18 protein-coding genes are annotated in these 19,828 nt (G+C 67.7%); 3 read left to right on the top strand and 15 right to left on the bottom strand.

The features are described 5' to 3' along the window. Nucleotides 1–3: 3 nt before the first annotated feature. The 6 genes from F792_RS0104445 to F792_RS0104420 form a co-directional block, all read right to left on the bottom strand. Nucleotides 4–591, bottom strand: coding sequence for a DUF302 domain-containing protein (locus F792_RS0104445; protein ID WP_018168534.1), 588 nt, complete (start codon nucleotides 589–591; stop codon nucleotides 4–6). A 51-nt stretch (nucleotides 592–642) separates the two neighbouring features. Next, the gene (locus tag F792_RS0104440) at nucleotides 643–1,287 is read right to left on the bottom strand and encodes an AAA family ATPase (protein ID WP_018168533.1); all 645 of its coding nucleotides are present in this window, start codon (nucleotides 1,285–1,287) and stop codon (nucleotides 643–645) included. Between the two features lie 111 nt (nucleotides 1,288–1,398). After that, nucleotides 1,399–1,860: a sulfur globule family protein gene (locus F792_RS0104435; RefSeq protein ID WP_018168532.1), complete on the bottom strand. Its 462-nt coding sequence runs from the start codon at nucleotides 1,858–1,860 to the stop codon at nucleotides 1,399–1,401. A gap of 596 nt (nucleotides 1,861–2,456) precedes the next feature. Continuing rightward, nucleotides 2,457–3,167: a sulfur globule family protein gene (locus F792_RS0104430; RefSeq protein ID WP_018168531.1), complete on the bottom strand. Its 711-nt coding sequence runs from the start codon at nucleotides 3,165–3,167 to the stop codon at nucleotides 2,457–2,459. 31 nt (nucleotides 3,168–3,198) lie between these two features. After that, on the bottom strand, nucleotides 3,199–7,464 hold the full coding sequence (locus F792_RS0104425) for an efflux RND transporter permease subunit (protein ID WP_018168530.1): 4,266 nt from the start codon (nucleotides 7,462–7,464) through the stop codon (nucleotides 3,199–3,201). A 130-nt stretch (nucleotides 7,465–7,594) separates the two neighbouring features. After that, entirely contained in the window at nucleotides 7,595–8,803 is a 1,209-nt protein-coding gene (locus tag F792_RS0104420; RefSeq protein WP_018168529.1) for an efflux RND transporter periplasmic adaptor subunit, read from the bottom strand. 430 nt (nucleotides 8,804–9,233) lie between these two features. On the opposite strand from F792_RS0104420, the gene F792_RS0104415 reads away from it, so the two are divergent. After that, nucleotides 9,234–10,634 (top strand): sigma-54-dependent Fis family transcriptional regulator, encoded by a 1,401-nt coding sequence (locus F792_RS0104415; protein ID WP_018168528.1) that lies wholly within the window; start codon nucleotides 9,234–9,236, stop codon nucleotides 10,632–10,634. 107 nt (nucleotides 10,635–10,741) lie between these two features. Here F792_RS0104415 and F792_RS0104410 read toward each other — a convergent pair whose 3' ends face one another. From F792_RS0104410 to F792_RS0104390, 5 genes are all read right to left on the bottom strand, one after another. Next, entirely contained in the window at nucleotides 10,742–11,401 is a 660-nt protein-coding gene (locus F792_RS0104410; RefSeq protein ID WP_018168527.1) for a hypothetical protein, read from the bottom strand. Nucleotides 11,402–11,621: 220 nt separating this feature from the next. Then, nucleotides 11,622–12,425 carry a hypothetical protein gene (locus F792_RS0104405; protein WP_018168526.1) on the bottom strand — a complete coding sequence of 268 codons (804 nt, stop codon included), beginning with the start codon at nucleotides 12,423–12,425 and terminating at the stop codon, nucleotides 11,622–11,624. Further along, a complete protein-coding gene (locus F792_RS0104400) occupies nucleotides 12,422–13,474 on the bottom strand; it encodes a glycosyltransferase family 4 protein (RefSeq protein ID WP_018168525.1) in 1,053 nt (350 codons plus the stop codon). The genes F792_RS0104405 and F792_RS0104400 overlap by 4 nt, the downstream gene beginning before the upstream one ends. 5 nt (nucleotides 13,475–13,479) lie before the next feature. Further along, nucleotides 13,480–13,878: a 6-carboxytetrahydropterin synthase gene (locus F792_RS0104395; protein WP_018168524.1), complete on the bottom strand. Its 399-nt coding sequence runs from the start codon at nucleotides 13,876–13,878 to the stop codon at nucleotides 13,480–13,482. A 39-nt stretch (nucleotides 13,879–13,917) separates the two neighbouring features. Next, nucleotides 13,918–14,928, bottom strand: coding sequence for a zinc-binding alcohol dehydrogenase (locus F792_RS0104390; protein ID WP_018168523.1), 1,011 nt, complete (start codon nucleotides 14,926–14,928; stop codon nucleotides 13,918–13,920). Nucleotides 14,929–15,064: 136 nt separating this feature from the next. Between F792_RS0104390 and F792_RS0104385 the strand changes: the two genes are divergently transcribed. Next, entirely contained in the window at nucleotides 15,065–15,844 is a 780-nt protein-coding gene (locus F792_RS0104385; protein WP_018168522.1) for a CDP-alcohol phosphatidyltransferase family protein, read from the top strand. After that, entirely contained in the window at nucleotides 15,837–16,475 is a 639-nt protein-coding gene (locus tag F792_RS0104380) for a YceI family protein (RefSeq protein WP_018168521.1), read from the top strand. The genes F792_RS0104385 and F792_RS0104380 overlap by 8 nt, the downstream gene beginning before the upstream one ends. 422 nt (nucleotides 16,476–16,897) lie before the next feature. Here F792_RS0104380 and F792_RS0104375 read toward each other — a convergent pair whose 3' ends face one another. The 4 genes from F792_RS0104375 to F792_RS0104360 all read right to left on the bottom strand — a co-directional run bounded on the left by F792_RS0104375 (nucleotide 16,898) and on the right by F792_RS0104360 (nucleotide 19,734). Next, nucleotides 16,898–17,110, bottom strand: a complete 213-nt coding sequence (locus tag F792_RS0104375) for a putative motility protein (protein ID WP_018168520.1) — start codon at nucleotides 17,108–17,110, stop codon at nucleotides 16,898–16,900. Nucleotides 17,111–17,343: 233 nt separating this feature from the next. After that, entirely contained in the window at nucleotides 17,344–17,973 is a 630-nt protein-coding gene (locus tag F792_RS0104370) for a class I SAM-dependent methyltransferase (RefSeq protein ID WP_018168519.1), read from the bottom strand. 276 nt (nucleotides 17,974–18,249) lie between these two features. Then, on the bottom strand, nucleotides 18,250–18,903 hold the full coding sequence (folE, locus tag F792_RS0104365; protein ID WP_018168518.1) for a GTP cyclohydrolase I FolE: 654 nt from the start codon (nucleotides 18,901–18,903) through the stop codon (nucleotides 18,250–18,252). A 24-nt stretch (nucleotides 18,904–18,927) separates the two neighbouring features. Continuing rightward, complete coding sequence (locus tag F792_RS0104360) at nucleotides 18,928–19,734, bottom strand: DUF3429 family protein (RefSeq protein WP_018649794.1); 807 nt, start codon at nucleotides 19,732–19,734, stop codon at nucleotides 18,928–18,930. Between the last annotated feature and the right edge of the window lie 94 nt (nucleotides 19,735–19,828).

Genomic DNA, 19,828 nt, shown 5'->3' with positions numbered 1-19,828 from the left:
CCGTCAGAAGGCGCCGACGGCGGCGCGGTCAATGATTTCCTCCAGTGATTCCTTCACAAAAATGGCCTGCTCGCGCAGATCCTCGGGCAGCGGGCGCCCTCCGTGGATCATCGGCTCCAGATCCAGCGTCATCAGCCACAGATTGCCCTCGGCATCTTCCTGCAGCACGATCCGGCACGGCAGATACGCAGCCATCGCCGGGCTGTGGCGAACCATCTGCGCGGCAATCGCCACATCACAGAACATATAGATCTTCAGGAACGGAAAGTCCTCCCCGGTAACGCTGCGTACCTCCTCCCCCATCGGCAATTCGCCGACGTTGCGGATATTCAGCTCGTTGGCCACCAGGCGCAGAATATCCTCGACCTCTTCGACCGCCAGGCCCGCGTCCACCTTGCGCTTGTAGACCATGGCCTCCGCGGCGTCGCCGGTCTCCAGCACCGTGCGGGCCATCTGCGAATAGACCTTGGGCGCCTGGGAATCCAGCGAGCGGACCTGACCGAGGTAGGGCTCGAAAGCAAAAATGGCATACCCCACCCCAATCAGTGCCAGCAATCCGATCACGACCAACGCATTGCGTATGAAGCGCATGAAGCTCTCCTGCTCGGTGCCCGCCGTCCGGTGATCACCGGACGCGACACATTATTGTTTCTTGCGGCGGTTGCGCCCGAACAGGGCTACAGCCAGGGCGCCCAGCTCGGCGGCGGCCTTGCCGCGGGGCTCCAGTTCGCGCACCGAGAGCCCTTCGCTGAAGGAACGGCGAAAGGCCATGCGCTGCTTCAGCCGCGGCTTCAGCAAGCGGACCCCCTCGATCTGCTGCAGCGCCTCGTGCGTCTCGTCGGTCTCGCGCACGGCCTGGTGCGTATCGGCACGATTGATGAATGCCAGGATCTCGGGACGATCACGCGACCCCCGTTGCTCCTGAATGCGCTGAACGAAGCGATAAGTCGACCAGACGTCCGCCTGGCTGGGCGGCACCGGGATCAGCACACGGTCGGCACCCTCCACCGCAGTCATCAGGGAGGCCATGTCCGACGCACCGACATCGATCAGCACCTCGTCGTAATCGCCCGTGCGGGAGCGGACGGCATCGAGATCACTGACCCCGTCCAGCGCGGGTTCGTAGCCTTCCTCGTGGCGCACCTCCAGCACATCGCTGAGGGTTCGCTGCGGATCCAGATCCACGGTCAGGGCGCGACGACGCCCCTCCAGCAACCACAGGGCCAGGTTAAAGGCCACGGTACTCTTGCCGGTACCACCTTTCAGATTGGCGACGACGGTCTGCATGGCGTCTCCTTCGAGCATTGCGGATTGGCGGCTACGCGCAACCCACCAATCCGCACGGCTCCGAAAAAAAGGGGCCTGCCCGACACCGGGCAGGCCCGAACAGCGACGGGCTTAGTTGCCCTGGCCCTGCTGCTGCGGCATCTGACCCTGCGGGCCATAGCCCTGAGGACCGTAGCCCTGAGGACCGTAGCCCTGCGGACCGTAACCCGGACCGTAGCCGTAGCCCGGGCCGTAGCCATAACCCGGGTGGCCGTAACCCTGACCATAACCCCGGCCGTAGCCATCCCCATAGCCCTGACCGTAACCGTGGCCGCGACCACGACCACTGGCGGAGAAGTCAAAGTTACCGTCACCCATCATGTCGCCCATCATGTCGCCCATGCCGTAATTACGACCGGAGCCGTAACCGGGGCCACCGAAGAACGGCATGCTCGGGCCATAGCCGTAGCCCGGGCCATAGGTGCCGGGGCCATACCCGTAGCCGGGGCCGCCCCACTGGGCGGAGGCCATCATCGGGGCGGCCAGGCCACCCAGGGAAACGGCGAGAACTGCTGCTTTGACCAACTTGTTCATGGTGCTACCTCCTGAAGGAGTCATGCCCTCAATTTGAATGCGTGCACGCGGGGAGGGCTTCTCGAATGCACGCCTTACTGGTCAGGGGAACGGGAAACCGCCCATCCCCCAGGGGAAGACCGAAGACGGCCCGCCCATGCCCGGGTAACCGGACTGCCCCGGATACCCGTATGGATAGCCCCCCGGCATCCCGCCAGGGGTGTGGAACGACGGAGCACCCGGTGTGCCGTACGGGTGTTGCGGCCCGTAACCGCGGGACGCCGGAGCGTGCTGCGGCGGGCCTGGCGCATCCCGCGATTCACCCCGCCGTGACGGGTCGTAATCGCGGTCCGGAAAACGCCCGCGCGGGCGTTCCGGGGCCGACCGCTGCACCTCCGGCGTACCGGAGGCCCAGGGGTTGTGGCGATCACTCGCCGCCAGGTCGGCGGCCGGCAACAGAAACCCCGTGGCCAGCAATACCCCGAGTATCGGGGCGTTTCTGACCCGCCTGCGTTTCAGTTGACCGGACTGCCTGCCCTGCATGGCGAACTGCCTCCGTCTGACTTCCACTCCGACGGGCACCAGCGCCCGTCGGCATGCGATCACCGATCCGCAGATCAGTTGCCGCCTTCTTCCTGCATGGATTCACGACGCTCCTGCATCATCTCCATGCGGCGCTCACGCTGGCGCTCCATCTCTTCCTCGTACGCCGCACGCCCGGCTTCCATCGCCTTCTGACGCGCTTCGCGCATGGCTTCCATCTCTTCCATGCGCTCCTGGCGCTCGGCGTGCTGGGCCTGGATGCGCTCACGCATCTCTTCCGGCATGTCTTCCGGCAGGTTGTCCGGATCGAACTGCTGCATCTGGCCGTAGCCCTGACGCTGCTGCATGCCATAGCCCGGCTGCATCATGCCCGGATGGCCGAAACCACCCTGCTGCGGACCGGGGCCGTAACCCGGGCCATACCCCGGGCCATACCCCGGGCCATAACCCGGACCGTAGCCCTGATGGCCGCGGCCATAGCCGTACCCATCACCGTGGCCGCGCCCGTAGCCCTGACCCTGACTGCGTCCGGACATGCCGAAGCTGAAGTCACCGGAGCCTTCGCGCTGCTGCATCATCCCGCCACCGGGATGTGCGCCCATGCCGGAGCCGTACGGGGCGTGCCCGTAGGGGCCGGGCACCGGGCCCTGCTGGCCCATCGCCGGACCCTGGCCGTAACCCTGATCCTGTTCCTGGGCCTGGGCGACGCCCAGGGCCAGTACGGATGCCACGGCGGCACTGGCCAGCGTGGTACCAATCATTCGGGAATTGAAACGCTTCTTCATTGCGAACCTCCTCGAGGTCTTGCTTGCATGTTCACTTGAGTCGAATCCCACGCCGGGTGCGGCCCTTGCCGGATGTGCCCGGTTTGCCGCTCCCCTTGGGGGTGCTGCCGCTGTCCTTGCGGCCGGTCTTGCTGCTCGTGGTGCCGGTCTTGCTTGTCCCGCCGGCCTTCTTGTTGGATGCCGTCGACGCGCGCTTGTTCGCGCTCGCGCTGCCCGTTTTCCGGGTTCCGGTGCCCTTGCTGGTGCTGCTTGCGCGTCCTTGCGTGGCGTCACCGGACACGGACGTGTCGCCGGAGGTCTTGCTCGCGGCTGCGGTGGGCTTGTCCTTCGCACTTACCGAGGTGCCCGCTGGCGACTTCTTCGGAGTGTTCGTCCCGGCGGCATCGCCAGCACCCCGCGTGGAGGTCGCCTGCGCGGCACGGGACGCGGTCTTGGAAGGGGCCGGCTCTTTCGCGGTCCCCGCGGCGGAGTCGGGCTTCACAGCCTGGGTGCGGCTGGACGGCGCGGCACCGGCGTCCTGGGCTCCGGCATTCGCGGTGGCCGGTGTGGAGGCCACGCGCTCTGGGGTGCCGGTCGCCTCAGGTGCCTGCGCAACAGGGCCCGACGGCTTCGAGTCAGCCGACGGGTTTTCCGAACGGGGCTGCGGAGTCGCCGCAGTCCCGCCGGAACCCGTGCCCGACGCGCCACCGCTCCCCGGGGCACCGCCCGTCGGCCCGCCAGGCCCGGCGGAGGGACCGCCCGATCCGCCGCTGGGCGGCGGGGGGCCGCCATCGCCATTGCGGCGGCGTTCAATGAAAGACCGAATCAGGCGCCCCAGGGCGAGCGCCAGATCGCGCAGGCCCTCGAGGAAGGCCACGACCAGGCACTTGAGATAAAGCCCTGCGTATTGCACGACCTGGGTGACCGGCCCGCCCTCGCGCGGGCCGAACAGGTCATTCCCCTCGCCGGATGCCCCCGGAGACGCACCCTGGGTCGCGCTGGCCGTCACACCGGCATGCACAGCATGGCCATTGCCATTGCCACAGCCGGCCGTGGCCGCACCGTCCTCGTCCAGGCTGGTCGGGCAGAAGGCGCGGCGGCCGGAGATACAGCCCAGCGGGATCACCACCAAGGTCAGCAGGGTGGCCACCACCGTGCCGAACATCAGCGAGATCGCCATGCCCTGGAAGATCGGATCGAACAGGATCACGCTGGAGCCGGCCAGCAGGGCCAGCGCGGTAATGATGATCGGACGGGTACGCGCCTGGCAGGCCAGGATCATCGCGTCGCGCACGTCGTGGCCCTCGTCCACCGCCTGGCGACCGAAATCCACCAGCAGGATCGAGTTGCGGACAATAATCCCCGCAAGCGCGATGAAGCCGATCATCGAGGTCGCGGTGAATTCGGCGTTCATCAGCCAGTGGCCGGGAATAATGCCGATCAGGGTCAGCGGGATCGGGGCCATGATGATGCCCGGCAACACGAAGTTGCCGAACTCCCAGACCACCAGCATGTAGATCAGGATCAGCGCGATCGCGAAGGCGATCCCCATGTCGCGGAAGGTCACGTACGTCACCGTCCACTCGCCGGCCCATTCGAAGGCGGTCGAGCCATCATTGGGCGGCGGCCCCAGCCAGTGCGGCTGCACCTGGCTGCCATCCGGAAGACGGTAGTCCTCCAGCTGCTCCTGGACCTCCAGCATGCCGTACACCGGCGCGGCCAGACGCCCGACCACCTCGCCGGTCACGTACTCCACCGGACGCAGGTTCTTGTGGTAGATCGGCTCGTCCTGCGGGCGCTGGACGAATTCGCCCAGCTCGGCCAGCGGGATCGACCCGCCCTGCCGGGTGGAGATCGGCAGCATCTCCAGCTGCCGGATGTCATTGCGCGTTGCCATCGGCAGACGCATCTCGATCAAATGCGGCTCGACCAGCGACTGCGCCTTTACATCGCCCAGGATCTGCCCGCCGATCGCGGTCTCCAGGGTTCGATTGATGGTGTCCACGGTCACACCGCGGCGCAGCGCCTTGTCGCGATCCACATCGAAGTGCCAGACGTTGTGTGGCGCCTGTAGGAAGCTGTCCACATCGGCCACGTGCTCGGCACCGGCGAACATGCCCTCGAGATCGCGGGCTACAACGCGGCGGGTGGCAGCATCAGGGCCGTAGATCTCGGCGACAATCGACTGCAGCACCGGCGGACCCGGCGGCATCTCGACCACCTGGATGCGCGCGCCGGCCGCCTCGGCCAGCGGGGTCAGGCGTTCGCGCGCCTCGGTGGCAATATCGTGCGAGGTCCGGCTGCGGTCGCCCTTGTCCACCAGCTGTACCTGGATGTCCCCCTGCCAGGGTTCGTTGCGCAGGTAGTAGTGCCGCACCAGGCCGTTGAAATTGAACGGCGACGCGGTCCCGACGTAGGACTGCAGAGCCACCACCTCGTCCATCTCGCGCAGGGCGCTGGCCATGTCGTGGCTCAGCGTCGCGGTCTCGGTCAGGGCCGTGCCCTCGGGGAAGTTCACCATCACCTGGAACTCGGGCTTGTTATCCAGGGGCAGCATCTTCACGCGGACGTCCGTGGTCATGAACAGGCTGACCATCAGGAAGAAGATCACGATGACGGCGATCAGAAAGGCGTAGCCGCGCACCCGGTTGTCGGCCAGCCCCGGGATTACCGTGCGGTAGAACCGCCCCAGCTTTTCCGCCTGGCGATGTTCCTTGTCGGTGGCCTTTTCCAGATACGCCATGCTCGGACGCAGGCGCTGGGTGAGCCACGGGGTGAATACAAACGCCGCCACCAACGAGAACAGCATGGCCACGGACCCCAGCACCGGGATCGGCTGCATGTACGGGCCCATCATCCCGGAGACGAAACCCATCGGCAGCAGGGCCGCGATGACCGTGAAGGTGGCCAGGATGGTCGGGTTGCCGACCTCGCGCACCGCATCCACCGTGGTCTCGGTATCGATGCCGCGCTTCATCAGCCAGCGTCGGTAGATGTTTTCCACCACCACGATGGCGTCATCGACCAGGATGCCGATGGAGAAGATCAGCGCAAACAGGCTGACGCGATCGATGGTGTAGCCCAGCAGCCACGCGCTGAACACAGTGAACAGGATCACCACCGGGATCACGATCAGCACCACGACCGCGGCACGAACCCCCAGGAACAGGCCCACCAGGATGGTCACCGCGAAGGTGGCGATGAACAGCTTGAAGAGCAGCTCGTTGACCTTCTCGTTGGCGGACTTGCCGTAGTTGCGCGAAACCGCCACCTCGACATTGTCCGGGATCACGCTGCCCTTCAGACGCTCCAGGCGCTCGAGCACGTCGTTGGCGACGGTCACCCCGTTGCTGCCGGGCTTCTTGGCAATGGCCAGCGTGACCGCCGCGGCGCCTTCCGGTGCCGCATCCGGTTCGGGTGCTGCCGGACCGGAGTAGTGGCGCACGAACCGCTCCAGCTCGCCCGGGCCGTACGTCACCTCGGCCACATCGCGCAGATAGACCGGCTGGCCGTCGCTGACCGCAACCAGGAGTTGCTCGAGATCGGCGGCGCCGGTGAAGAAACGCCCGGTGTACACCGCAGTACTCAGCCCCCCGCTCTCGATGCGTCCTGCCGCGCCCTCGACATTCGCGGACTGCACGGCCTGGGCGATCTGATCCAGGCTGATGTCGTAGCCCGCGAGGCGTTCCGGCAACACCTCGATGCGCAGGCGCTCCTCGCGTCCACTGACCACGAAGCTCTGGTTGGTGTCGGGGACCTCGTTCAGCTGCTGCTGTGCATCCAGTGCGATCTGGCGCAACAGGGCGTCGTCCACCTCATGCGACCAGAAGGTCAGGTTGAGCACCGGCACGTCGTCCGCGCCCTTGACCTTGACCATGGGCTCGCTGACGCCGGGCGGCATCAGGTCGCGATTGGCGATCAGCTTGTCGTGCACCTTGACGATGGACGACTCCATGTCCTCGCCAACGTCGAACTGCACGGTCACCATCGCCTCGCCTCGATGCGACGCGGAGTAGACGTTGTCCACCCCGGACAACTCGCTCATCAGCCGCTCCAGCGGCCGTGCCGCGAGGCTCGCCACCTGCTCGGAGGGCACGCCGGGGTAGGACACCATGATGTCCACCATCGGCACGGAGATCTGCGGGTCCTCCTGGCGCGGGGTGACCATCAGGCCGAGAATGCCGATCGCGATACTGGCAATCAGCAGCAGCGACGACAGCGGCGAATGAATAAAGGCCGCCGCCATGCGCCCGGCAATGCCGGGGTCACCGTGTTTCTGCCGGAAACCGGTCTCGGATTGTTTGTCGTCTTCGGCCATCGAGCTTGAACAGTCCTGTTGTCAGTCTGGCGTCCCGAGCACCGGTTCGGCCGGCGCGTCGCCACCGGTGCACCTGCCAGGGGGCAGCAACCGGCGCTGATAGTCCCGGCCTGCAGCCGGGTATGGATCCCTACATACGGCTCCAGGGGTCCGTGACACCGTCGCGGCGTCCGACGCCCGAATCCGGGGAACCGCGGCCCACGGGCTGGCCGGAACGCACACCCGCGCCCGGTCGGGCCAGGATCTGCATGCCCGGCTCCAGCCCGGAGGTCACCACCACCTGGTCGCCGCGTCCGCCACCCAGGCGCACCATGCGCACGCGGACGTGGCCCTCGCCATCAAGCACGGCCACGCGCGGCAAGGCACCGCCCGGGATCAATGCCGAACGCGGAATCACGACCCGGTTACCGGAAAGCTCGCCCTGCGGCAGATGCACCGCCGCATGCATGCCCGGGCCACCGCGCACACCCTGCGGCAGGTCGAACTTGACCGTGACGGTGTGGCGCTGCGGGTCGGCCAGGGGGAAGATCCGGGCGACCCGGGCCTCCACTTCGTCACCGGTATCCAGCCGCACCTGTACGTAGTCGTCTTCCTGCAGGCTGCTCACCAGCCGCACCGGCACCTGCGCCTCGACGCGCAGGAATTCGACGTGGCCGAAGCTCACCAGCGGCTGACCGGGCTGGACGGTATCGCCCTCTTCCACGTGCTTGTGCATCACCAGGCCATCGAAGGGCGCCTCGGACCGGGTGTCGCGGATGGCCGCGTCCAGTTCGGTGACCCGGGCCCGGGCCTGCTCCCAGCGCGCCTGCGCCTGATCCACGCCGATGTAGCGGGAATAGAGATCCGTACGCCGGTCCAGCGCGGGATCGCCCATGCCCATGACCTGGCCCATCGGCTGGGTGAACATCTGGTCGAACATCGACGGCACGCCCATGCCTGGCATCTGGCCAATACTGCGCGACTGCGGCGAGACCATCTCGCGGCCGTACTGCATCTGGGCCTCGCGGATCGCGGCCTCGGCGGTGCGCATCTCGGCCTCGGCCGCCTGGCGCTGGGCGCGCAGCCGGTCGTCGCTAATCGCGACCAGCACCGCCCCCTGTTCGAAGCGATCGCCCTCGGCGCCGGCCACATCCACCACGCGTCCCGCGGACTGCGCGGTCAGGGTGACTTCGCGATAGGGGACCACGGTGCCACTAACGGTCTGGGTGGCAGCCTGATCCGGCTCCACCGTGAGGATCAGACCAGCGGCGTGGGCCGCCGAGATGCCGAACAGCGGCAGGGCCAGTGCGGTACCCAGGAGGGTGCGGGCCAGGAGGCGTCGGGAAACTCGCGCAAACATGATCGTCCTACCTCGCGCCGAATGTCGCGATGAAAGAAGGCGCCCGCACCCGGCGCACCTGCGCGCACGGGACCGAGGGCAGGGAATGGACCGCACTCGACCGGACGCCAGGGAAACTGGCGGCGAGGCCCGTCCGGCGACCAGGGTGAGCCGGCTGAAAACCGCAGTGGGTATCCATTACCCAGTATGTAGATGAACTCATGCCCGACTACAAGCAACGTATATGCCAATATATCGACATTCTTATAAAACAATCAGTTAATTAGGATTTCCTGATATTCAAGCAATGACTGTTGCAACACCCCCGTTTCGCGCTATAACCGAGACAGGGATTGGCGAAACGGGCCATACCGGGGGTGCTGCAGGCGGCCCCGGGTGTTGCAACACTGCACCGTTTCCGCCGGGCCCTCCAACAAGAAAAGGAGGCGGGATGACCACAACCGAACTGGCCGAGATCTGCATCCGACACAGTCGCGACCCACACCTCATCAGCGACACCCGGGGCCGTGTCCTGTTCGCCAACCCGGCCTTTCACCAGACGCTGCAAATCCCCTCCGATGCCCGCCTCACCCTGGCGAACCTCGGACCACTGAATCTCGAACAACACCTGCAAGAGGCCGCCATTGCCGCCGGTGAGCACGATGCCGACGCCAACAGCACGCCGCACGCCCTGCACTTCTCGCTAATGGCGGAACTGGACGACGAGACCCTCCCGCTGGAGGTGATCAGCCAGCCACTGCGCCTGAACGATGACCAGCGCGCGCTGCGTCTGATCACCCTGCAACCGCAGCGCCGGCGAACAACCGCGGTGGAAACCGTCAGCGAGGACGGACAGGACGGGCTCGAGGACAGCCACTTCCATTCCCACGACGCCAGCTGCCGGCCCACGCTGCAGTTCGCACGGCGCGTGGCCGCCAGCGACGTGCGCGTGATGCTCATGGGCGAATCCGGCACCGGCAAGACGCGCCTGGCCCGGGCCATCCACCAGTCCAGCCGCCGCATCCGTGCCCCGTTCGTCGAGATCAACTGCGCGGCGATCCCCGAGGAGCTGCTGGAATCCGAACTCTTCGGCCACGCCCGCGGGGCCTTCTCCGGGGCGGTCAGCGACCGGGTCGGGCGCTTCGAGGCGGCCGACGGCGGCACCTTGTTCCTCGACGAGATCGGAGAGATGAGCCCGCGCCTGCAGGCCAAGCTGCTACGCGCGGTCCAGGATGGCGCCTTCGAACGCGTCGGCGAGAACACCACCCGGCAAGTGGATGTGCGCATCCTTTCCGCGTCCAATCAGAACCTGCGCAGCCGCGTCGAGGCCGGCGCGTTCCGCACCGACCTGTTCTACCGCCTCGCGGTCGCCACGGTGGAAATCCCGCCGCTGCGCGAGCGTCCCCGGGATCTGGAAGCCACCCTGCAGGCCTACGAGGTACACCACGGCATCCGCATCGCGCCGCATCTGAAGGAACGGCTGCAGGAGCACCCCTGGCCAGGCAACTTCCGCGAGCTGGAGAACGTCTTCGAGTGTCTGACCCTGCACGCCCGCAACGGTCAGGTGGACGACTTTCCCCTGCCCCAGCCGATCCGGATGGATGCCGATGCGGCGGACACGATCCATGCGCCGCGCACCAACCGCCATGACCCGGCCCACGTTCCCGACGGCCAACCGAACAACCGGGCGGGCCACCCGACCCGCGACGGCCAGCCCAGCGAGCATCCGGAGGCCCGGCGCCTGCGCGAGGCACTGGTCGCCCATGCCGGAAACCGCTCGCAGACCGCCCGCGCCCTGGGCATGGATCGCAGCACCCTGTGGCGCAAGCTGCACCGCTACCAGCTAGTCTGAACCTGCGGCTGGCAGACGACCGCCCCCACAAGAAAAGGCCCCGGAGGTGTACACCCCCGGGGCCTTTTCGGTTGCCCTGCCCGCGCCTTCCGCCGGCGCGAAAAGACCTAGCGGTACTGTCGCAGGTGGCGGGCGCCATCGCGGTGGTGGCGGTCATACACTGGCGCCAGGCGCTCGATCATCGAACGCCGCTCGCTCGTCGGCAACAGCCCCAGGGCGCTGTCCCAGGCCCGCATCGCGCCCGCGGCATCGTCAGCGGCATACAGGGCGTTGCCCAGCTCGCCGTAGAGGTCGGCACGCTGCGCCGAGGTGGCCGGAATGTCTTCCAGTGCCGTGCGCAGCACCTCGACCGCCTCCTCGGGTCCGCCCCGCCAGTAGGCGACACGCCCGGCCTCCAGCGCCTCCTGCACCTGCCGCGCGACCTCTTCTTCGCTCATCGGCTCGCCGGTGGCCCGGAGCTGCGCCTGTTGCTGCGGGTCCGGAATCGGGCGCTGTGCGCTGCCCTCGTCCTCACGCTCGTAGGCCTCGCCCGTCATCGGGTCCATGTCGCCCTCCGACAAACGCCCCTCACGCGGCGCTGTTTCGTCCGCTGGGGCCGGGGCATCCTCGGCGACCGCAACGGCCTCGACATCCGTGTCCTCCGGCACCGCATCGGCGCTGGGGGCCAGTACATCGCGCGCCGACCAGGCGATCAGCCACAGCACGATCACGATCAGGATCCAGTAGCGATTAACGAAACTTCTCTGCTTGTTGTCTGCCTGTTCCATGCCTCACCTTTTCCGGTTTTTCCATTGGCGGAGCGACTCGGGCAACACGGATGAATGCATTCATCAGCGCTACTCCGGGGTCTCCGTCAAGCGTTCATTCCATTACCTATTTCTATCCTGCACCGAAACGCCTTCCAGAGCGAACAGGATAATGGACAGCACATCGGCGCCAATTCTCCCTTGTAAGGGGATGCTGATTAAAACACCCGGGCGGCGTGGGTCAGCGCAAACCGAGCACATCCTGATGCCCGACGGTCAGCTCGACCTCGCCGCGCGCGAGCGCCACGGCGCGCGCCTCGCCCCAGGCACGCAGATCCGCCGCCCGGCCCGGGTCGATCGCGCTGGCCGCGGCCACCCAGCCGTCGATCAGGGCCGCACCCAGCCCCGCCCGATGCGCGTCAATCCGCCAGTCACTGGCGCAGGTTTGCACCCGGTACCCCAGCCCCTCGAGCCGCGCCGCACAGGCCGGCGCGGCGGTCGGCCCCAGGGCCGGGCCGAACCCCTTGTCCGAGCGCTGGTGGCGATTGACCGCGTCCTCCAACTCGGCATCCAGGGCATGCGGCTGCGACCAGCGAATCCGTCCGTCATAACTCAGTGCGAACAACACCGCGGCGCCCTGTTCGGCGCAGGCCGCAAGCAACCGGTCCAGCCAGTCCTCCGAAACCAGATCCAGCAGCGCCGAACCCGTCACCAGCGACGATCCGCCCGCGAGGGCCGCAGCCGGATCGTCGGCCAGGTCGCTCACCCACCGCTCGAGCTCGATCCCGGCGCCGGGAGCGACGGCGCGGCCCAGCAGCCCGGTATCGTGATCCACCAGCCGCCAGTGTTGCGGGGACGGCAATCGCGGCGCGAGGTAGCGCAGGTTGGAGCCGGTGCCGCTGCCCAGATCCGTCACCTCAAGGGGGCCGGCGACACGACGCCCAGCCAGATGCGCACGCAGGGATTCGACCAGGGCCTCCGGCCGGGCGGCATGATCGGCTGCCTCGCGCAGGGCCAGCCAGTCGGCGTCGAAGGATTCCGTCATTGCAGCCACGCCTCCAGCGTCTGTTCCAGTGCGGCCACCGCACCATCCCAGTCCGAACGTTCCGCCATCGCCTCGCGCGCCACCCGTCCCATCCGGTAGCGCGCTCCAGCATCGACCAACAAGGCGTCAATGGCCTCGGCAAGCGCCCCGATATCTCCCGGCGGCACCAGCCGACCAGCCGCCTCCGGCACGGTCGCAGGGATCGCCCCACCAGTGGTACCGATCACCGGCAAGCCGCGCGCCATCGCCTCGGTATAGGCCATGCCGAAGCCCTCGTAAGCGCTGGGCAGGACAAACAGCGAGGCCCGCCCGTACCAGCCCTCCAGCGCCGCATCATCGCATTCGCCGGCCCACTCGATCCGGTCTCCAAGCCCGGCCTCGGTGATCGCCGCCTCCACCCGCTGCACATAGGCCGCGTCCCGCACCCGCGAACCCACCAAGACCGCCCGCCAGTCCGTGGTCCGGATGCACGCCAGGGCCTGCACCAGTTCCAGCTGGCCCTTGCGCGGCACGACCGAGCCCACACAGAGCAGCAGCGGCCGCTCGCCGGGACCGGGCCCCAACGCCTGCGGCCGCGGTTCGATCCCCGGCGGTATCGCCTGGAGCCGCCCGGAAGACACCCCCCAGGTGGCCACCTGCCCGGCGGTGAAGGCACTGGTGGCCAGCACGCCCTCTACCTGACCCACGGCGGCGCGTTCACGCGCCAGCAGGTCATTGGCCCGCGCCGGTTCCAGCCCGGTCTCCAGACCCAGCGGGTGATGCAGCAGATAGATCAGATGCAGGCGCTCGGCGTGGCGGGCCAGCACCCCGGGAAAGGCACCCGCCGCCAGGCCATCCAGCAGCACGGCCCGCCTATCGGGAAAGCCCGCAAGCGCGGCGTCCAGGGCCGACTCGGCCGCCAGATTCGGCCCGGGGAATGCCCCCTCCAGCTCGCGCACCGTCACCGTCCAGCCGCGCTCCCTCAAGCCCGCGACCATGCGCGCATCGTAGCGATACCCGCCGGTGCGCTGCTCCAGCGACCCCGGCACCACCAAGCCGAGCTCACGCATTCGGCTCAGGGTGCCGCCTCGTAGCTGGCCCAGGCGACGTGCGACTCGTTCAGCGTCACGCACACCGCGTCCAGCTCGCGGGCCGATTCGCCCAGCTCGCCGGCATGGATGGCGCGTGCCACGCGCTGGTGCAGTTCATGGGCGAGGAATTCGGTGGTGGTGTTCTGGCCGCGAAAATCCTCACGTTCGTCCAGATTCTGGTAGTTCAGGTCGCCCAGGAGGGCCTTGACCACCTCGCTCGCGCGGCCGATATCCACCACCAACCCGTCGGCATCCAGTGCCTTGCGGCGGAAGGTCACGTCGACCACGTAGGTCGCGCCGTGGAGCTTCTGGGCCGGGCCGAAGGTCTCGCCGGCAAAGCTGTGGGCGATCATGAAATGATCACGGACGTTCAGGCTGTACATCGGGCAATTCCCCGCAGGTCGAATTGAACGGAAAAGGGGTCAGTAACGAATCCGGTGGCACAGCGTGCGTTCGGCCTCGGGCCCGGCGACACGCTGCATTGCCGTCGGCAGGTCGGCGAACGCATCCTCGCCACTGATCAGGGCATCCAGCGCCGGATCGGTCAGCAGCGACAGCGCCAGCGCCAGGCGGCGGCGATAGTCCCAGCGCGCCGCGCGCTCCGGCGGGATGCGTCCGACCTGCGAGCTGCGCAACGTCAGCCGCCGCGAGTGAAAGGCCTCGCCCAGCGGCGCCGGCACCGGCTGATCGCCGTACCAGCTCATCTCCACCACCCGGGCCTCGACCCCGGCGAGCGCCAGCGCCTGCTCCAGCCCGGCCGGGTTGCCGCTGGCATGCACGACCCCGTCCAGGCCCTGCAGGTCCGGATTCGCTTGCGCCGCGTCCGGGGTGCAAAGGCTCAATCCCAGCCGGACCGCCACAGCCTCGCGCTGGGGGTTGGGGTCGATCAACGTCACCTCGGTGCCAGGGATCGCCCGCAGCAGCCAGGCCACCAGCAGCCCGACCACCCCCGCCCCGATTACGGCGATGCGATCCCCCGGACCGGAGTGCGCATCCCAGACCGCGTTGATCGCCGTCTCCATGTTGGCCGCCAGCACCGCGCGCTCCGCGGGCACCGCATCCGGGATCGGGACCACCGCGGCCGCGGGAACGACGTAGGCGCTCTGGTGCGGATACAGACAGAACACCCGCTGCCCCAGCGGCACACCCCCTTCGCCCCCCGCCTCGACCGTTCCGACGCTGATGTATCCGTACTTGACCGGCCCGGGGAACTCGCCCGCCTGGAACGGCGCGCGCATCGCCTGATGCTGGCTCGCGGGGACCCGGCCATGAAAGACCAGCGCCTCGGTCCCGCGACTGATCGCGGAAAACTGCGTGCGCACCCGCACCTCCCCCGACACCGGCTCCGCCAGTGCCTCCGGACGCAGTTCGCCCGTGCCGGGACGGACGACCCAGAAGGCCTGTTCGGGAGCCGGCGTGTTCACCGGAGGCACTGCAAGGTCAGCATGCAAGGCGGCGTCATCATCCGCGCAGTGTGGGCGAAGCGCATTCCAAGCGGCAACTCCCGGCGCGCGGCGTGGTCGCAAGGCAAGGCCCCGGAGACCTCCCACGGAGGGCTACAATCCCCCCATGGAATCATCCACCGCCAAACGTCGCTCCGCGGCACGGATACGGACCGGTCTCCGCGTCTGGGCGGCCGACGGGCTCGTCGCCGGCCTGCTGGGCCTGGTCGTCACGGCGGCGCTGATGCTGCACGCCGAACTGGGACCGCACGCAATCCTCGGCTTTGTCGTGCTCTGGTTCATGCTCGGCGCCCTGCTCGCCACCACCACCCCCCCGGACGGACTGGCCCGGGACGGGCGTGGCCCCGGCCCGGCCAACCGGGTCACGCTCCTGCGCGCCGCCCTGACTGCACCCCTGGGGGCCCTGGTATTCGTCCCCCCTGCCACGGGTGACCCATTGCTGGCCCTCTGGGTGATTGCGCTGGCGGGCCTGGCCCTGCTGCTGGACGGGCTCGACGGGGCCGTCGCGCGGCGAACCGACAGCGCCACCGCATTCGGGGCCCGCTTCGACATGGAACTGGACGCAGCGATGATCCTGGCTTTGTCCGTGCTCGCCTGGCAGATGACCGCAGTCGGCCCCTGGGTGATCCTGATCGGGCTGATGCGCTATGCCTTCGTGCTGGCCGCCCGCCCCTGGCCCTGGCTGGCCGGGGCGCTGCCACCCAGCCGCCGCCGCCAGACCGTCTGTGTGCTGCAGGCCGTGGTGCTGCTTCTGGTGCTGATCCCCGGCCTGCCCGCCATTGCCGCCATCACCATCGCCCTGGCCGGGCTACTGGCCCTCGGCCTGTCCTTTGCCGTGGATATCCACTGGCTGTACCGCCACCGACCGGAGGTGTGTCATGACTGACGCCCGCAACCACCGCTTTTCCAGCCGCCTGCGCTCCGCGCTCCTGACCTGCCTGCTGACCGCGACCTTCGCCCTGCCCGCTGCCGCCCTGGCCGATGCCGACCGCTGGGTCATCGACCCCGACCACTTCGCAGTCGGTTTCCTGGTCGATCACGCCGGCTACGCCAAGGTCATGGGCATGTTCCTGGAGGCCGAGGGCGAGTTCACCTTCGACCCGGACTCGGGCGAGCTGGAGGGCGGCTTCTTCGTCATCAAGACCGACAGCGTGTTCACCAACCACGCCGAACGCGACGACCATCTGCGCAACGAGGACTTCCTGCACGTCGAGGAATACCCGGAGATGCGCTTCACCGCCACGCACTACCAGCCCACCGGCGACAACACCGGGCGCCTGAGTGGCGGTCTCGAGCTGCTGGGCGAGACCCGCACCATCCATCTCGACGTGACCATCAACAAGGTCGGGCGCTACCCGTTCCCGCTGGGTGGCCTGTTCGGCCGCCCGTACGTGCTGGGGGCGTCGATGCGTGGCAGCTTCGATCGTTCCGATTTCGGCATGACCTACGGCCTGACCCGCGACATCGTTGGCGACGAGGTCGAACTGATGATCGAGTTCGAGGCGCAGCGGCAGTAACGGACGGCCGTCTGAAAGGATTCACCACGAAGCACACGAAGAGACGAAGGAAACACCGGGGCGTGTAACCACAGAGGGCACCCAAGACACGGAGCGTGGCAGGCTCCTGGCCTGCCGCGCAGGGCGCGACGGCTCTGGACGGAAGACCGCGTGATCGCGGGGTACGGGGGCATCCGGACGCAGCGGATCCGACACCCGGGACTAGAACACTTCCGCGTCATCCCGGCCGTAGCGCAGAGCCGGGATCTCCAGCCCATGACACCCACGCCGCCGCGCACCCCCGCGAGATCCCGGATCACCGCTTCGCGGTTTCCGGGACGACGCGGGTCGAGATCGCTCCCGAGTGCGATTCGATGGCAAAACGAAAAGGCCCCGGGCAGTAACGCGCCGGGGCCTTGCAGGGCGAAAGGACTGGGGGGGCGTCAGGCGGTCATGTTGATGTTGGTGCCCACGTTTGCCGGCAGACCCTGTGTGGCGGCCTGCATCTCGCCAATGTCGGGCAGTGCCTCCAGCATCGACTGAGCGGCCATCTCCTGCGACTCCATCGCCTTCTTCTGCAGGGCCACATCTTTCTGCATGGCCAGCTGCTGCTGGCTTTGCTGGGTGGCCATTGCGGCAATCGCGCTTGCGTCCATCCTGGTACTCCCGAACTCTGAATGTACAGGCCCGCCTGCGCTCAGGACGACGGACCTGCCCCCGGTGACGGCCGCATCCCGCAAGACTTGAGCCTCCATGCACGATTTTTTCGCACGCGGGAGAATTTTCAACGCACAACCTCACGACGACCATCAGCACCGGAACTCTCGTCGCCGATCCTTCCCCTTCTTCCCGCCTGCGTGCCCTTCGTGGTGAACAAGGTCCTCGACCTTCAATCAGTCTTCCCGGCGTTGTATCCGGCAGGACCTTCGGGCGCATGGCAGACCCGCGCGGCAAAGCGCCGCATCACGCCGCGGGCCACGCGATCCTCGGGGTCGATACAGAACCCGGCCTGTTCCACCGCGGCCTCGGTGTCGCGATTCGGATGGCAACCGCCGGTGACGCAGGTCCAGGCCGGCTGCACCCGGTCCTGCGCCCGTCCCAGCAGCGGGCGGGTGTGGCGCACATGCTCCAGCATGCGCAACGCGCCGCCGTCCGCCAGCACCCGGCGCACCTCGCCCAGGGCCCGCGGCGGGTCCTGGACGCTGCAGAAAACCAGGCCGGAGACCACGCTATCGAACACCCCATCCGCAAATGGCAGCGCCTCGGCCTTCGCCACCACCAGCGGGACCGCCGGCGCACGGCGTCGCGCCCTCCGCAGCGCGGCCAGGTCCGGATCCATGCCGATCACTTGCGTCGGATCCGCGTACAGCGGCAGATCGCGCCCGGTCCCGCACCCGACCTCCAGCACCCGGCCTTCGGCGCCCTCCACCAGGCGCCGCCGCCAGCGGCGCAGCCCCAGAAGATCGGCACCAGCCATCAGGCCGTCATACAGCCAGGGGATCTGTTCAAGACCGCGCATCGCGACTCCGTGGGTGCCAGGGGGAGAAATGTGACGCATGCCACATTCTTGCGGCGGGTGGCAGGAACCTGTTTCCACAGTCCCTGTCCACTTATACAAGTTGCGGAAATCATCGGCTCGTGGCAACGGCAGCCGGTGATCCGCCGTTCGGACGCAAACCCTCCATCACACGGGTGTCCGAATGATCTTTGGCCCGGCGTCTTCGCCGGGCCATTTTTTTGCGTGGCCGCTCCGACCGGTACAGGCTGACGCGTTCGCGCCAGCACAGCGTCTCCCTCAGTTGCCGGTACGGCCGATCAGATTGAGGAATTCGCGCCGGGTGCGCCCGTCCTCGCGGAAGGCGCCCAGCATCACCGAGGTCGCCATCGAGGAGTGCTGCTTCTCCACCCCGCGCATGGTCATGCACATGTGCTTGGCATCCACCACCACGCCAACCCCCTTGGCCCCCGTCACCTGCATCAGCGCCTCGGCAATCTCGCGGGTCAGGCTCTCCTGGATCTGCAGCCGCGCGGCGAACATGTCCACGATGCGGGCAATCTTCGACAGGCCGATCACCTTGCCATCCGGCAGGTAGGCGACATGCACCTTGCCGATAATCGGCAGCAGGTGATGCTCGCACAGGGAGTACAGCTCGATATCGCGCAGCAGGACCATCTCGTCGTTATCGGACGAGAACAGCGCATCATTCACGATGGTGTCCAGGTCCTGCTGGTAGCCACGCGTCAGATACTGCATCGCCTTGGCCGCGCGCATCGGCGTGTCCCGCAGGCCCTCGCGTTGCGGATTCTCGCCGAGCCCGGCGAGAATCTCGCGGTAGTGCTCGGCGAGTTGTTCCGGGGCGGCCAGCGGCTGGCCCGAGGCAGGGGTGGCCGTCGGCTCGTCGGCCATGCGGGCATCTGCGTTCATCGATGGTTCCTTGTTCTCGTTCATTCTCGCGTTCTTCCTCTTTCCTGCTCAGGCCGCGATGGTGACCGCGAGGCCGGAGGCCAGGGCCAGCATCGCGCCCACGGTCAGCACCAGGCGCAGACCGAGATAGCCACGGGGCAACGCCCGCCGCTGCAGGCTCAGCCGGTCCACCCACCACACCCCAAGAAACAGCACGGCCAACGTCATCAAGGCCTGCGGCAGCGGCTGCAGCACCGCCAGCCAGGCCAGGACGGACGGCACCACCGCCCACACCGGCGCCGAGAGCGGACCCACCCGGTGCTGCCGATCCGCCAGATAGATTCCCCAGTGGACCGCCCCCAGGAACGACAGGATCACCGCACCATAGAGCGCCAGGGCCTCCAGCGCGAAAACCTGCCATTCGGGCTGGGCCATCCAGGCGCCGATGCCGAAGAACGCGAAGGGTAGCAGCCCGGCATACCCGAGCACCTGCAATGCAGGTGCCGGGGTATCCGGGCGCGCACCCTCGCCGCGCGCCTGCAGGGCCCGGTGGCCCAGGTACTCGCGCAGTTCAGGGAGGCCGCCGATCACCCCTTCGCGCGTCACAAACAGCGGCAGCACCGCGGCGCCGGTGGCCTGTTGCAACGCATGGAACTGCTCGCGGTTATGGGCCGAACCCATGCCCCACTCCAGCCGCTGCCAGCGCCCCGGGGCCGTCGCCTTCAGAAGCGCCTCGGCATCCCGGAAATCCGACAGCCCGGAGGTGATGCCCACGATCTCGTGGGTCGTCAGTGCATCGCGCACCTCTGCTGGCCACTCGGGGGCGCCCGCTTGCGCCTGGTTATCTGTGTTCACGATCCGCGTCTCCCGCTGCACCTGTTTCGCGGTATACCGCCCTCCTATTGGAAGCCGGGGAACTTTTTACCGCCACCATTTACAAAGATTGTACAGTTATTGTATAAGATGTACA

The sequence above is a fragment of the Thioalkalivibrio sp. ALMg9 genome, assembly GCF_000380625.1.
Lineage (GTDB): Bacteria > Pseudomonadota > Gammaproteobacteria > Ectothiorhodospirales > Ectothiorhodospiraceae > Thioalkalivibrio > Thioalkalivibrio versutus.
Note: the sequence above shows the minus strand (reverse complement) of the source record. Positions and strands in the feature narration are given on the sequence as shown.